This window comes from Streptomyces sp. NPDC046122, from assembly GCF_056429965.1.
In genome coordinates, this window is sequence record NZ_JBWKLQ010000001.1 from 870,037 (window position 1) to 884,269 (window position 14,233).

Here is a 14,233-nt window from a genome sequence, read left to right on the forward strand (position 1 = left end):
CCCCCACCCCCCCCCCCCCCCCCCCCCCCCACCCCTCTCCCCTCCCCCCCCCCCCCCCCCCCCCCCCCCCCCCCCCCAGGCCCGCAGGCTCAGGGGCCCGGACGAGCTGGAGATCGTCGCCTTCGAGCGGGGCGACTTCACGTCGTACTCGGCGTGCGGCATCCCGTACTGGGTCGGCGGAGCCGTCCGGGACCGGGACGAGCTGATCGCCCGTACGCCCGAGGAGCACCGCGCGCGCGACATCGACCTGCGGGTCCGCACGGAGGTCACCGCCGTCGACGTGGCGGGGCGCCGGGTGCGCTCGCGCGATCTGGAATCGGGCGCCGAGTCGTGGACCGGCTACGACAAGCTGGTGGTGGCGACCGGAGCCCGGCCGGTGCGCCCGCCGCTGCCCGGCATCGACGCGCCGGGGGTGCACGGCGTGCAGACCCTCGGCGACGGCCAGGCCCTGATCGACACGCTGGAGCGGACGCGGGGGCGGCGCGCGGTCGTCGTCGGGGCCGGGTACATCGGCGTCGAGATGGCGGAGGCGCTGGTCGGCCGCGGGTACGAGGTGACCGTCCTGAACAGGGGCGAGCAGCCGATGTCGACGCTCGACCCGGACATGGGCCGCCTCGTGCACGACGCGATGAACGGCATGGGCATCACCACCGTCCCGGGTACCGAGGTGACCGAGGTCCTCACCGGTGCCGACGGCCGCGTCCGGGCGGTCGCCACGGACGCGGAGACCTATCCGGCGGACGTCGTGGTGCTGGGCATCGGCGTGGAGCCCGAGACGGCTCTGGCGCGGGAGGCGGGCCTGCCGGTCGGGTCGTACGGCGGGCTGGTCACCGACCTCTCGATGCGCGTCGTGGGTCACGACGACATCTGGGCGGGCGGCGACTGCGTCGAGGTGCTCGACCTCGTGTCGGGCCGGCGGCGCCACATCGCGCTCGGCACACACGCGAACAAGCACGGCCAGGTGATCGGCTCGAACGCGGGAGGCGGCTACGCGACGTTCCCCGGTGTCGTCGGCACGGCGGTCAGCAAGGTGTGCGACCTGGAGATCGCCCGGACCGGACTGCGGGAGAAGGACGCGCGGGCGCAGGGCCTCCAGTACGTGACGGCGACGATCGAGTCGACGAGCCGCGCCGGGTACTACCCCGGCGCGTCGCCGATGACGGTGAAGATGATCGCGGAGCGGCGCACGGGGCGGCTGCTGGGCGTCCAGATCGTCGGGCGCGAGGGCGCCGGCAAGCGGGTCGACGTCGCGGCGGTCGCTCTCACCGCCCGGATGACGGTGGAGCAGATGACCGCGCTGGACCTGGGCTACGCGCCGCCGTTCTCCCCGGTGTGGGACCCGGTCCTGGTCGCTGCCCGCAAGGCGGTGACGGCGGTCCGGGAGGCGGGTGCTTAGGGGACGGTCGTTCGCGGCGGGCCTTTCCCGGCCCGCCGCGGGCGCCGGCGGCTAGCGTGCCGTGCGGGTGTGGACGTAGTCCGTGAGGCGGGTCAGGGCGTCGGGGTCCGTCGTCGGCAGGACACCGTGGCCCAGGTTGAAGATGTGGCCCTCCAGGCCGGACGCCGCCGCCAGCACCTCGTCCGTCTTCGCCATGACCGCGTCGGGGGTCGAGAAGAGGACGGCGGGGTCGAGGTTGCCCTGGAGCGCCTTGCCGGGGCCGACGCGCCGCGCAGCATCGTCCATCGGGACGCGCCAGTCGACGCCGACGACGTCGGCGCCGGCCTCGCCCATCAGCCCGAGCAGCTCTCCGGTGCCGACGCCGAAGTGGATGCGCGGCACTCCGTACGACGCCACCGCGTCGAAGACCTTCGCCGAGGCGGGCATCACGGAGCGCGTGTAGTCCGCGGGCGCGATCGCGCCGACCCAGGAGTCGAAGAGCTGCACGGCGGACGCGCCGGCCTCGATCTGAACCTTCAGGAACGCGCCGGTGATCTCCGCGAGACGGTCGAGGAGATCCGCCCACAGCTGCGGGTCGCCGTACATGAGGGCCTTGGTGTGCTCGTGGTTGCGCGAGGGGCCGCCCTCCACGAGGTAACTCGCGAGAGTGAAAGGCGCGCCCGCGAATCCGATGAGCGGAGTGGACCCGAGCTCACGCGTGAGCATCCCGATCGCCTCGGTGACGTAGGTGACGTCCTCCGGCGTGAGGTCCCGCAGGCGGGCGAGGTCGGCGCGGGTGCGGATCGGCTCGGCGATCACCGGGCCGACGCCGGGCTTGATGTCCAGGTCGATCCCGATGGCCTTCAGCGGCACCACGATGTCGCTGAAGAAGATGGCCGCGTCGACGCCGTGACGGCGCACGGGCTGCAGCGTGATCTCGGTGACCAGCTCGGGCCGCATGCAGGAGTCGAGCATCGGGATGCCCTCCCGCACCTTCAGGTACTCCGGCAGCGAGCGTCCCGCCTGCCGCATGAACCAGACCGGCGTGTGCGGCACCGGCTCGCGCCTGCACGCCTTGAGGAAGGCCGAGTCGTACGTCTGGCTCTGCGGGCTGCCCACGGGGCGGCGGTCATTGGCACTCACGCCCAAATCTTCGCACGCGGGCCGAAGCGGTTGTCGCGGGGCGGGTGTCCTTCCCTGCGCGAAGCCCGCGTTCCGCCTACGCTTCCCCGCATGGCTCCGGCGCAGGGACGACTTTCGGATGATGCTGACGACAGGAGCGGTGCGGGGGGCGACTCCGCCCCGCCCGCGTTCCGTCAGGCGGTCGAGGGCCTGTGCTCGGCGCGCCTGCGCCCCGAGGTGGAGGTGGACCCGACCCGCCCGCCGCAGAGACTGGCTCCGTACGCGTACGCGCTGGAGGCCGCGGTGGTGCACGGCGACGAGGACCTGGCGGACGGGCGGCTGGTGCTGCTGCACGATCCGGCGGGCCACGACGCCTGGCACGGAACGTTCCGCCTGGTGACGCTCGTACGGGCGGAACTGGAGCCGGAGATGGCGGCCGACCCGCTGCTGCCCGACGTCAGCTGGTCCTGGCTGACCGGCGCGCTGGAGGCGCGCGGCCTGTCGTACGCGGAGGCGAGCGGCACGGTGACGCGGGCCGGTTCGTACTACTTCGGCGGGCTGGCCGAGCGCAGGCCCGCGACGCAGATCGAGATCAGGGCGTCGTGGACGCCGCGCGAGGGGCGAGGCGGGGTGCCGGACACGGCGGCGCACCTGGCCGCCTGGTGCGACCTGCTGGCGCAGGTCGCCGGGCTGCCTCCGGTGAGCGGGCACGGGTCGGGTCCGGTGGAGGCCGGTGTGGTGTCGCTTCCGCAACGGCGGGGGCCGCAGGCGCCGTAGCAGGTGACATGGAGGGCGTGCCCGGGTGGCGCGCCCTCTTTCGTGTTCTCCGACCGCCTATTCATCACATGATCGAGCACCCGTCCGAATTGCCCGAATTGTTACTCACCAAATCGTGATCTTTCCCTAAAGGAGAGCGGCACTGCTGCCGAAGAGGTTGATGACCCTTCAGCACGGTTCCCCCCCGGCTTCACCCCGAGCCGGCGAGTTCCGCCACTCCCCCAGGAGGCCTGGTGTCCGTTCTCCTCGAGCAGCCCGCAAGCCTGGTCGCCTACCGCCCTAACAAGCCGACGGCCATGGTCGTCGTGGCCGACCCGCGCGTCCGCTCCACCGTCACCCGCCATCTGTGGGCCCTTGGAGTACGAGACGTCATCGAAGCGTCGTCCATCGCGGAGGCACGCCCCCGCGTCGGCAGTCCGCGCGACATCTGCGTTGCCGACGTCCACCTGCCCGACGGTTCCGGGCTGACCCTGCTCTCCGAAACCCGCGCCGCGGGCTGGCCCAACGGGCTCGCCCTCTCCGCAGCCGACGACATCGGCGCCGTACGCAATGCCCTCGCGGGCGGCGTCAAGGGCTACGTCGTCACCGGTACGCGCAACAACATCGGGCACCCCACCCGCCCCGGCGCCGCCCCCATCGGCGCCGCGGCAGCCCGAATGCACCGCCGCCCCCCGGGCGCCCCGAGCCACCCGGGCGGTTACCGCGAACTCTCCGGCCGCGAGGTCGAGGTGCTCAGACTGGTCGCGGAAGGCCAGTCGAACAAGGCGATCGGCGTCTCGATGGGCCTCTCCGCCCTGACGGTCAAGAGCCACCTCGCCCGCATCGCGCGCAAGCTCGGCACGGGCGACCGTGCCGGGATGGTCGCGGTGGCCCTGCGGACCGGAATCATCCACTGACCGAGTCCACTCCCTCCCGCGCCCGCCGACGGAACGTTCCGCCGGCGGGCGCGTCCCATGTGCCGCGCCCGGAAAAGGCACATTCGGGCGACATCGCGCCGGGGCTGGTTTTCGCAGGTCACCCGCACTTTCGCGGACGAGTGCAGGTCAGGCGTTCGCTCGTGCGGATACCCTTTACACGTGACCGACGCCCAAGAGACCGCAGCAGAGCCAGACCTGCGAAACCCCGGGGGCGACCCCCCGGACGACGTCGAGACGGCGCCGATTCCCTTGCTGGAGCCCCGCGAAGGCATTCCGCCGGTGGTTGCCACCCAGGAGGCCCTCGACGAAGTCGTCGCGGCCTTCGCCCGCGGCACCGGGCCCGTGGCCGTCGACGCCGAGCGGGCGTCCGGCTACCGGTACGGACAGCGGGCCTACCTCGTGCAGCTGCGCCGCGAGGGCGCCGGCAGCGCGCTGATCGACCCCGTCGGCTGCCCCGACCTGTCCGGCCTGGGAGAAGCCCTCGCGGGCAGCGAGTGGATCCTCCACGCCGCCACCCAGGACCTTCCGTGCCTGCGCGAAATAGGCATGGTCCCCACCCGCCTCTTCGACACCGAGCTGGCGGGCCGGCTCGCGGGGTTCCCGCGCGTCGGCCTCGGCGCGATGGTCGAGTCCGTCCTCGGGTACGCCCTGGAGAAGGGGCACTCCGCGGTCGACTGGTCCACCCGCCCGCTGCCCGAGCCCTGGCTGCGGTACGCCGCGCTGGACGTCGAGCTGCTCGTCGACCTGCGCGACGCGCTGGAGAAGGAGCTCGACCGGCAGGGGAAGCTGGAGTGGGCCCGCCAGGAGTTCGACGCCATCGCGTCGGCCCCGCCCGCGCCACCGCGCAAGGACCCGTGGCGCCGTACGTCCGGCATGCACAAGGTGCGCCGCCGCCGTCAGATGGCGATCGTGCGGGAGCTGTGGAACGCGCGGGACCGCATCGCCCAGCGGCGCGACGTGTCGCCCGGCAAGGTGCTGAGCGACACCGCCATCGTCGAGGCGGCGCTGGCCGTGCCGCTGAACGTCCAGGCGCTGTCCGCCCTGCCCGGTTTCGGCCACCGCATGGGACGGCGGCAGCTGGAGCAGTGGCAGGCAGTCGTCGACCGGGCCAGGGCGCTGCCGGACTCCGAGCTTCCGCAGCCCGGAGCGGCCGTGACCGGTCCGCCCCCGCCGCGTTCGTGGGCGGACAAGGACCCGGCCGCGGCGGCTCGCCTGTCGGCCGCCCGGGCGGCCGTCTCCGCGCTCGCGGAGGAGCTGAACATGCCGCAGGAGAACCTGATCACCCCGGACACCGTGCGCCGGGTCTGCTGGGAGCCGCCGAAGGACGCGACGGCGGAAGCGGTGGCCGAGGCGCTGGCGTCGTACGGTGCGCGCCCGTGGCAGGTGGAGCTCGTGGCACCGCTGCTGACCAAGGCGCTGACCGTGACGGCGGCGGCCTGAGCGTCCCCGGAACCAAGCCCCCGGCCGTCCTCGGCCGGGGGCTTCTCCGTGTGACGTTCGCCGCTCCCGCCGTGGGGGGTGGGCAGCTTGGTTACCCGCAAGTAGCATGGCGGTACGCAGCACGCCCACGCGGCGTGCCCGACGTGCAGCAGTGCCACCCCGCACCCTGGAGGAGAGCCAATCGTGCCTCGTACCGTCAGGGATGTCGTCTTCGTCGACGGCGTCCGCACCCCGTTCGGCAAGGCGGGCCCGAAGGGCATCTACCACGAGACCCGCGCCGACGATCTCGTCGTGAAGGCCATCCGGGAGCTGCTGCGCCGCAACCCCGGCCTCGACCCCGCGAAGATCGACGAGGTCGCCATCGCCGCGACCACGCAGATCGGTGACCAGGGCCTGACCCTCGGCCGTACGGCGGGCATCCTCGCCGGTCTGCCGCAGTCCGTCCCGGGTTACTCCATCGACCGCATGTGCGCCGGCGCCCTGACGTCCGTGACCTCGCTGGCCGGTTCGATCGCCTTCGGCGCGTACGACGCCGTCATCGCCGGCGGTGTCGAGCACATGGGCCGCCACCCGATGGGTGAGGGCGTAGACCCGAACCCGCGCTTCGTGTCGGAGAAGCTCGTCGACGAGTCCGCCCTCTTCATGGGCATGACCGCCGAGAACCTGCACGACCGCTACCCGAGCATCACCAAGCGGCGCGCCGACGAGTACGCCGTGCGCTCGCAGGAGAAGGCCGCCAAGGCGTACGCCGACGGCAAGATCCAGGCGGACCTGGTGCCGGTCTCGGTGCGCCGCACCAACGCGGAGGCCGGCGAGACCGGCTGGGGCCTGGTCACGGCCGACGAGCCGATGCGCCCGGGCACCACGCTGGAGTCGCTGGCGAACCTGAAGACGCCGTTCCGCGTCCACGGCAACGTCACCGCCGGCAACGCGGCCGGTCTCAACGACGGCGCCACCGCCTCGATCCTCGCCTCCGAGGACTTCGCCCGCGAGCACGACCTCCCGGTGAAGATGCGCCTCGTCTCCTACGCCTTCGCCGGCGTGGAGCCCGAGGTCATGGGCTACGGCCCGATCCCGGCGACCGAGAAGGCGCTGGCCAAGGCGGGTCTGTCGATCGAGGACATCAACCTCTTCGAGATCAACGAGGCGTTCGCCGTCCAGGTCCTCGCGTTCCTGGAGCACTACGGGATCGCCGACGACGACGCCCGCGTCAACCAGTACGGCGGCGCGATCGCCTACGGTCACCCGCTGGCCTCCTCCGGCGTGCGTCTGATGACGCAGCTGGCCCGCCAGTTCGAGGAGCAGCCGGAGGTCCGCTACGGCCTCACCACGATGTGCGTCGGCTTCGGCATGGGCGCCACCGTGATCTGGGAGAACCCGAACCACAAGGACGCCGGAGGCAGCAAGTGAGCACCACCGTTGAGCTTTTGAAGGGGGCGGCCGAGCTGTTCCCGGACGAGGTCGTCACCAGCGCCCACGTACGGCACTTCGAACTGCCGCAGGGCGCGGGCCGGTTCGCGCTGATCACGCTGGACAACGGCTTCGACCACACCAAGCCGACCACCTTCGGCCCGCAGTCGCTCGCCAACCTGAACACGGCGATCGACCAGGTCGAGAAGGAGGCCGCCGAGGGCTCCATCGTCGGTGTCGGCCTCACCGGCAAGCCGTTCATCTTCGCCGTCGGCGCCGACCTCAAGGGCGTCGAGCTGCTGAAGCGGCACGAGGACGCGCTGGCGATCGGCAAGGGCGGCCACGACGTCTTCCGCCGCCTGTCCGGCCTCGCGGTCCCCACCTTCGCGTACTACAACGGCGCGGCGATGGGCGGCGGCGTCGAGGTCGGCCTGCACTGCACCTACCGCACGGTCTCGGCCGCGCTCCCCGCGTTCTCGCTGCCCGAGGTCTTCCTCGGCCTGGTTCCGGGCTGGGGCGGCTGCGCGCTGCTGCCGAACCTGATCGGCGCCGACCGGGCGGTTTCGGTCATCATCGAGAACTCGCTCAACCAGAACAAGCAGCTCAAGGGCAAGCAGGTCTACGAGCTCGGGATCGCCGACGCGCTCTTCGAGGGCGCGGACTTCCTGGAGCAGTCGCTGATCTGGACCGCTTCCGTGCTCCGCGGCGAGCTCCAGGTCGTACGGCCGGAGATCGACCGCGGTGAGGGCTGGGACCAGGCCGTCGCGCGCGGCAGGGCGATCGCGGACTCCAAGGTGCACGGCGCCGCCCCCGCGGCGTACCGCGCGCTGGAGATCATCGCGGCGGCGAAGGACGGCGACCTGGGCGCCGGCTTCGACGCCGAGGACACCGCCCTCGCGGACCTGATCATGGGCGGCGAGCTGCGCAGCGGCATCTACGCCTTCAACCTGGTCCAGAAGCGCGCGAAGCGTCCGGCCGGTGCGCCGGACAAGTCGCTGGCGCGTCCGGTCACCAAGGTCGGCGTCGTGGGCGCCGGTCTGATGGCCTCGCAGCTCGCGCTGCTGTTCCTCCGGCGCCTGGAGGTGCCGGTCGTCCTGACCGACATCGACCAGGAGCGCGTCGACAAGGGCGTGGGCTACGTCCACGCCGAGATCGACAAGCTGCTCGGCAAGGGCCGCGTCAACCAGGACAAGGCCAACCGCCTCAAGGGTCTGGTCTCCGGTGTGCTGGACAAGGCCGAGGGCTTCTCCGACGCCGACTTCATCATCGAGGCCGTCTTCGAGGAGATGGGCGTCAAGCAGCAGGTGTTCGCGGAGGTCGAGGCGGTCGCCCCGGCCCACGCGATCCTCGCCACCAACACCTCCTCGCTGTCCGTCTCGGAGATGGCGTCGAAGCTGAAGCACCCCGAGCGGGTCGTCGGCTTCCACTTCTTCAACCCGGTCGCGATCCTCCCGCTCCTGGAGATCGTGCGCGGCGAGCAGACCGACGACGCCTCGCTGGCCACGGCCTTCGGCGTCGCGCGCAAGCTCAAGAAGACGGCCGTCCTCTGCAAGGACGCCCCGGCGTTCGTGGTGAACCGCATCCTCACCCGCTTCATGGGCGAGATCCAGAACACCATCGACGAGGGCACCCCGGTCAAGGTCGCCGAGAAGGCCGTCGAGCCGCTCGGTCTGCCGATGTCCCCGCTGGTGCTGCTCGAGCTGGTCGGCCCGGCCATCGGTCTGCACGTCTCGGAGACCCTGAACCGCGCCTTCCCGGAGCGCTTCACGGTGTCCCCGAACCTGGCCGCCGTGGTCAAGGCCGGCAAGCGCGGTTTCTACGTCTACGACTCGGGCAAGCCCGAGCTCGACCCCGAGGTCGCCGCCCTCCTCGAGCAGGGCGACAGCGTCCTGACGGAGGAGCAGGTCCGTACCCGCGTCATGGAGGCCGTGGCGCAGGAGATCGGGCTCATGCTCCAGGAGGGTGTCGTCGCCGAGGCGCAGGACATCGACCTCTGCCTGATCACCGGCGCGGGCTGGCCCTTCCACCTGGGCGGCATCACGCCGTACCTGGACCGTGAGGGCTACTCGGAGCGCGTGAACGGCAAGAAGTTCCTGGCGCAGGGCGTGGCGAGCGTCCCCGCGTAACCTCCGCCGTACGCGGAAGTGCCCGGCACACCACCTGGTGTGCCGGGCACTTCCGTAGGTGCCGGCGGGATCCTCAGACGCGGGTCCAGGCCGCCAGGGCCAGGCCCTCCTCCTCCGGCTTCTGGCGGGCCACGTGCAGGGCGCCGTCGCGGCCGATCACCGCGAGGACCACACGGCCCGCCGCGTCGACGGCCAGCGCCGGCGCGCCCAGGCACTCGTCACCCGTGGCGGTCCACCACACGCCGTCGGCCTCGGCGTGCGTCACGCAGGCCGCCAGCACGGGCCGGCCGTCGCCGCCCCGGTGGGCCAGGACCGTGCAGTCGTGGCCGCCCACCTCGGCCCGCAGGGCGGCGAGGGTGCTGTCCGCGGGCGTGCCGGAGAGGGAGACGGGCTCCTCGCCGGGGCGCAGGGCGGTGATGCCCTTGGCATCGGCGTCGTTCCAGTAGTACGTGACGCGGTCCTCGGCGGTCTCCAGACCGGTGACCGTGCCGACCACCGGTACGAGCGGGATGTCCTCGGCCTGCGTCAGATCGCCGGCGGGCTTCTCCTGCGTCCAGCGCAGGGTCCGGCCCTCCGCCGGAACCAGCAGCTCCACGGTGCCGGACGCCGTGGCGACCGCCGTGGGGCCGTCGTGGGCCTTGCTGCCGCGCAGGTCCTTCCAGCCCTCCCACTTGCCGTTCGCGGCCTGACGGCGCATCTGGATCCCGCGCCCGGCGTTGCGTACGAACACGTGCACCGAGCCGGCGCTGTCGACGGCGGCGGCCGGGACGCCGACCTTAAGTCCGCGCTCGGCCGTCTTGTACGGGTTGCCGAGGGAGTGCCAGGCGGTCAGCGGCCGGCCGGTCTGGTACTGGATCGCGTGCACGAGGTCGACGGCGTCGCCCTTGCGCCGGCGGCCGACGAAGTGCACGTAGCCGTCGGGCCCCTGCGCGAGGGTGAGGTGTTCGATGCCGGGGGCCGGGAAGAACTGCGGGCCCGTCCAGCCCGGGCCGCCCGGAGCGCTCTCCGTCCAGCGCAGCAGGCCGCCCTCGGCGGGGGCGTAGGCGGTGAGCCGGTGGTCCTTGCCGCGGAGCAGCCAGCGGCTGCTCTCCGGGCCGGTAGCGGGTGGGGGACCCGACGGGGACGGGGGAATTCGCTCGGTCCTACGCGCGCTCCGCGGCCTCATGGCGTCAGGCCAACCTTCTGTGCATCGGCTTCTCGGATCTCCGTAATATCGAACAAGCATAGCGTTTTGGCTGGTGGCGACCGCCTCGCCCGGAACGCTCGTGCTATGAGGGATGGTATGAGAACTCTCGTCGTCGTGGACGCTGCGAACGTCGTCGGATCCGTGCCCGACGGCTGGTGGCGCGACCGTCGCGGAGCCGCCGAGCGCCTGCGCGACCACCTGGGGACGTACGCCGCCGAGGGCCTCCCCGGCCGCCCCGGTCCCCTCTCCCTGCTCCTCGTCGTCGAGGGCGCCGCCCGCGGCGTGGCCTCCGTGCCCGGCGTACGGGTCGACTCCGCCGCCGGCAGCGGCGACGACCGTATCGTCGAGGTGGTCGCGGAGGAGACGGGCCGGGGCGCGTCCGTGCTGGTCGTCACCGCCGACCGGGAGCTCAGGCGGCGCGTGGAGGCGTACGGAGCCGAGTGCGCGGGGCCGCGGACCGTGCGGCCTCAGCCGGGCGATGCGGGCGGCGCGGAGGGGGAACGCACGTAGAACACCGCCCCGTCGACCGTCGTCAGCTCGTCGTACGATCCCGCCAGCAGCCGCCGCAGCGTCGGCAGCCGCTCGGGCGCGAAGGGTTTGCCGCGCGAGTCGTCGACGATCAGGGCGGGGGGCCGCGCCGCCATCTCGCCCCGGAAGACGGGCCAAGCGCCCGCCATCGCGTACTTCTCGCCGACCTGCGGGCCGTTGCGGCCGCCGCTGTAGTTGGTGAGCAGGCCGGCCGTGAGGTAGCGGCTCGCGGGGGCCCGGTCGGCCAGCCAGTAAGCCTCGGGGTGCATCCCCCAGACCAGGACCCGGTCCTGGGGCCCGGTCCGCGTCTTCACCGCTTTCGCCACCTTCTGCGCGTGCGCGAGTTCGGGCCGGGGCGCCAGCAGACCCCACGCCAGGAACACCACGCAGGTGGCCGCCGTGGTGAGCAGGGCCACGGCCGCCCGGCGCGCCGGGAGGACGTGGAGCGCGCCCGCGGCCAGCAGGGCGATCGGCGGCATGAGCTGGAGGTAGTAGTGGCCGAAGAAGTGGAACCCGAGGACCACCGCGCCCGCCGCGCCGAGGAACCACACCCACAGGTCGCCCGCGCCGGTCCTGGCGGCGCGCAGCACCCGCAGGACCGGCGGGAGGATCCCGGCGCAGGCGAAGGACAGGATCAGGGTGTTCGCCAGTCCCCGGAAGAGGACGTGGAGTTCGGAGCCGGTGAAGGAGGCGTACGTCCCCGAACCGGTGACCGTCCAGAACAGGAAGCGGTGCGGCCCGGTGAGCAGCGCGGCGTACAGCACCGGCAGGCAGAAACCGAAGGCCGTACGGAAGAGGGCGCTTCGGACGACCGGCGCGTTCTGCCACAGCAGCCACAGGACCGGGGCGAGGACCGCGCCGCCCGTCTGCTTCGTCAGGAACGCCGCCGCGACCGCCACGCCCGCCCCGCACCACCGGCCGCGGTCGGCGCACCACACCGCCGCCACCGTGAACGGCAGTATGAAGACCTCGAACGTCGCCGCCTGGGCGTCCTCCGGGTTGAGCCCGATGGACACGAGCAGGTAGAGGGCGCCCGCCGTGCGGCCGGCCGTGTCGCCCCAGCGCCGGCGGGCGACCGAGGCGAGCAGGGCGGCGGTGAGCAGCTGCGCGGCGACCGCGCAGAGCTGGAGGGGCAGCAGCGACTGGTCGCCGAAGACCGCGAAGGCGCTCTCGTAGAGCCAGGGCAGCAGGGGAGGTTTGCGGTCCACGACCGTGTCGTAGAGCACTCCCCCGTCGGCCAGTATCCGTGCCTGTACGGCGAGATAGCCCTCGTCCGGGTTCCACAGGGGCAACCGGAAGGAGGGCAGGCGGGTGACGAGGGCCAGCAGCGCCAGGGCGGGCAGCAGGGTCCGCCAGAAGGGGGGCGCGGCGGTCCGGGCGCCGGTGGTCCGTCTCGGACGGGGCAGGACCGGCGCGGACACGGACGGTGAGGGCAACGGTGGCCGCGTGAACATGCGAGCCAAGCTATCCGGCCCCGCAGTCCCTACCGAACCAGGACATACGGAGCCGGAGCCGTGCCGAAGGGACCCTGCCGACCGGAAGTGGCTTGATGACGCCTAGTACTTGGCGTCGTCGCCCAGGCGCCCGAGGCGGCTGTGCCTGCGGCCGTACGCGAAGTACACCACGTACCCCAGCATCATCCAGATGCCGAACCGCAGCCAGGTCTCGGCGGGCAGATTGAGCATCAGCCAGAGCGAGGCGGCCACGGAGAGGATCGGCACCAGCGGTACCAGCGGGGTGCGGAAGGACCGGTGCAGGTCGGGCCGCGTCCGGCGCAGGACGATCACGCCGAGGGCGACGACGACGAACGCGAAGAGCGTGCCGATGTTCACCAGCGTCGCGAGCTCTTCCAGGCTGGTGAAACCCGCGATGATCGCGATGACCACGCCGAGCAGGATCGTCGGGCGGTACGGGGTGCGGAACTTCGGGTGCGTGACGGAGAAGAAGCGCGGGAGCAGCCCGTCGCGGCTCATCGCGAAGAACACCCGGGTCTGCCCGAGCAGCAGGATCATGCACACCGTGGTCAGGCCGACCGCGGCGCCGAAGCTGATGGTGCCGGCGTAGAAGGGGTGCCCGGTGGCCTTGAACGCGTCGGCGAGCGGGGCGCTCACCGACAGCTCGCTGTAGTGCTGCATGCCGGTGACCACGAGCGACACGGCGACGTACAGCACGGTGCAGATGAGCAGCGAGCCCAGGATGCCGCGCGGCATGTCGCGCTGCGGGACCTTGGTCTCCTCGGCGGCGGTGGCCACCACGTCGAAGCCGATGAAGGCGAAGAAGACGACCGAGGCGGCGGTGAAGATGCCCATGACGCCGAAGTTGGTGGGCTCGTAACCGAACATCAGCTGGACCAGCGGCGCGTCCCAGCCCGAGCCGGCGGGCGGGGTGACGGCGTCGGGGATGAAGGGCGAGTAGTTGTCGGCCTTGATGAAGAAGGAGCCCGCGATGATGACGATCAGGACCACGGTCACCTTGATGGCGACCACGACCGCCGTGACGCGCGCGGACAGCTTCACGCCGACCACCAGGATGACCGTCAGCAGCAGCACCAGCAGGAACGCCAGCAGGTCGAAACCGAACCCGTCCGCGGCTTCCGGTCCGGACAGCGCCTCGGGCATCCCCCACCCGACGTTGTCCATCAGCGAGCGGACGTAGCCCGACCAGCCGACCGCCACCACCGCCGTGCCCAGCGCGAATTCGAGGACCAGGTCCCAGCCGATCGTCCAGGCGATCAGCTCGCCGAGGGAGGCGTACGAGAAGGTGTACGCCGAGCCGGCCACCGGGACGGTGGAGGCGAACTCGGCGTAGCACAGCGCGGCGAGGGCGCAGACGATGCCGGCGGCGACGAAGGCGAGAGCGGTCGCCGGGCCTGCCGTCTCCTTGGCCACCTTGCCCGTCAGGACGAAGATGCCGGTGCCGATGATGACACCGACGCCGAAGACCGTCAGGTCGAGCGCGGAGAGGGACTTCTTGAGCTCGTGCTCCGGCTCCTCGGTGTCACGGATCGACTGTTCGACCGTCTTCGTCCGGAACATGCCCTCTTTGGCTGGTCCTGGGTCGTGCTGCGTACTCACCGGCGTACCTCCGACTGTCGGCTTCGCCCCACTGTGAAGTGAGCGAGTTTCAGTCATGATCGTGAGTGAACCGGTCAGTCCCCACGAGGACCGCCGCCCGGTTTCACCCGATGGGAGGCACAGTCCGGTATGCGTACCGGCGCCGCGGTTTGACCCTTTCGGAGGACCACGACGAGGAGGCCCGGGCGGGGGGGGGGGTCCCGGGGGGGGGGGTGCCGGTGGTCCCCCTCCTGTGCGTACTGCTGGTTACTCCGCCATGACGGCTTCGGAGTCGATCG

10 protein-coding genes and 1 pseudogene are annotated in these 14,233 nt (G+C 72.1%); 7 read left to right on the forward strand and 4 right to left on the reverse strand.

Annotated features, from left to right (window positions below; all coding sequences use genetic code 11):
- Window positions 1-76: 76 nt before the first annotated feature.
- Window positions 77-1,396, forward strand: a pseudogene (locus tag AC07FK_RS03800) (FAD-dependent oxidoreductase); the annotation flags it as partial.
- Window positions 1,397-1,447: 51 nt separating this feature from the next.
- Here the strand turns inward: AC07FK_RS03800 and hemE are convergent.
- Window positions 1,448-2,518, reverse strand: a complete 1,071-nt coding sequence (hemE, locus tag AC07FK_RS03805; protein WP_479102206.1) for a uroporphyrinogen decarboxylase — start codon at window positions 2,516-2,518, stop codon at window positions 1,448-1,450.
- 90 nt (window positions 2,519-2,608) lie between these two features.
- Here hemE and AC07FK_RS03810 point away from each other — a divergent pair, with 90 nt between their 5' ends.
- From AC07FK_RS03810 to AC07FK_RS03830, 5 genes are all read left to right on the forward strand, one after another.
- Entirely contained in the window at window positions 2,609-3,274 is a 666-nt protein-coding gene (locus tag AC07FK_RS03810; protein ID WP_479102207.1) for a DUF3000 domain-containing protein, read from the forward strand.
- A 233-nt stretch (window positions 3,275-3,507) separates the two neighbouring features.
- Window positions 3,508-4,170, forward strand: a complete 663-nt coding sequence (locus tag AC07FK_RS03815; protein ID WP_028813689.1) for a helix-turn-helix transcriptional regulator — start codon at window positions 3,508-3,510, stop codon at window positions 4,168-4,170.
- Window positions 4,171-4,350: 180 nt separating this feature from the next.
- Complete coding sequence (locus AC07FK_RS03820; protein ID WP_479102208.1) at window positions 4,351-5,631, forward strand: HRDC domain-containing protein; 1,281 nt, start codon at window positions 4,351-4,353, stop codon at window positions 5,629-5,631.
- 183 nt (window positions 5,632-5,814) lie between these two features.
- Window positions 5,815-7,041 carry a thiolase family protein gene (locus tag AC07FK_RS03825; RefSeq protein WP_453408027.1) on the forward strand — a complete coding sequence of 409 codons (1,227 nt, stop codon included), beginning with the start codon at window positions 5,815-5,817 and terminating at the stop codon, window positions 7,039-7,041.
- A complete protein-coding gene (locus tag AC07FK_RS03830) occupies window positions 7,038-9,167 on the forward strand; it encodes a 3-hydroxyacyl-CoA dehydrogenase NAD-binding domain-containing protein (RefSeq protein ID WP_479102210.1) in 2,130 nt (709 codons plus the stop codon). The genes AC07FK_RS03825 and AC07FK_RS03830 overlap by 4 nt, the downstream gene beginning before the upstream one ends.
- Window positions 9,168-9,240: 73 nt before the next feature.
- Here the strand turns inward: AC07FK_RS03830 and AC07FK_RS03835 are convergent, their stop codons facing one another.
- Window positions 9,241-10,332 carry a PLL family lectin gene (locus AC07FK_RS03835; protein ID WP_479102212.1) on the reverse strand — a complete coding sequence of 364 codons (1,092 nt, stop codon included), beginning with the start codon at window positions 10,330-10,332 and terminating at the stop codon, window positions 9,241-9,243.
- 117 nt (window positions 10,333-10,449) lie between these two features.
- Between AC07FK_RS03835 and AC07FK_RS03840 the strand changes: the two genes are divergently transcribed.
- The gene (locus tag AC07FK_RS03840) at window positions 10,450-10,863 is read left to right on the forward strand and encodes an NTP pyrophosphohydrolase (RefSeq protein WP_479102214.1); all 414 of its coding nucleotides are present in this window, start codon (window positions 10,450-10,452) and stop codon (window positions 10,861-10,863) included.
- On the opposite strand, the gene AC07FK_RS03845 is transcribed toward AC07FK_RS03840, so the two are convergent.
- Together AC07FK_RS03845 and AC07FK_RS03850 are read right to left on the reverse strand one after the other, a co-directional pair.
- Window positions 10,821-12,335, reverse strand: a complete 1,515-nt coding sequence (locus AC07FK_RS03845; protein ID WP_479102216.1) for an ArnT family glycosyltransferase — start codon at window positions 12,333-12,335, stop codon at window positions 10,821-10,823. The two genes, AC07FK_RS03840 and AC07FK_RS03845, sit on opposite strands and share 43 nt — an antisense overlap.
- A gap of 102 nt (window positions 12,336-12,437) precedes the next feature.
- The gene (locus AC07FK_RS03850; protein WP_479102218.1) at window positions 12,438-13,916 is read right to left on the reverse strand and encodes an amino acid permease; all 1,479 of its coding nucleotides are present in this window, start codon (window positions 13,914-13,916) and stop codon (window positions 12,438-12,440) included.
- Window positions 13,917-14,233 lie beyond the last annotated feature (317 nt).

What these genes read in the sequence shown, in the direction of transcription:
- AC07FK_RS03835 (WP_479102212.1), bottom strand. Translation starts at nt 10,332, where the DNA reads ATGAGGCCGCGGAGCGCGCGTAGGACCGAGCGAATTCCCCCGTCCCCG.
- AC07FK_RS03810 (WP_479102207.1), top strand. Translation starts at nt 2,609, where the DNA reads ATGGCTCCGGCGCAGGGACGACTTTCGGATGATGCTGACGACAGGAGC.
- AC07FK_RS03845 (WP_479102216.1), bottom strand. Translation starts at nt 12,335, where the DNA reads ATGTTCACGCGGCCACCGTTGCCCTCACCGTCCGTGTCCGCGCCGGTC.
- AC07FK_RS03840 (WP_479102214.1), top strand. Translation starts at nt 10,450, where the DNA reads ATGAGAACTCTCGTCGTCGTGGACGCTGCGAACGTCGTCGGATCCGTG.
- AC07FK_RS03850 (WP_479102218.1), bottom strand. Translation starts at nt 13,916, where the DNA reads ATGTTCCGGACGAAGACGGTCGAACAGTCGATCCGTGACACCGAGGAG.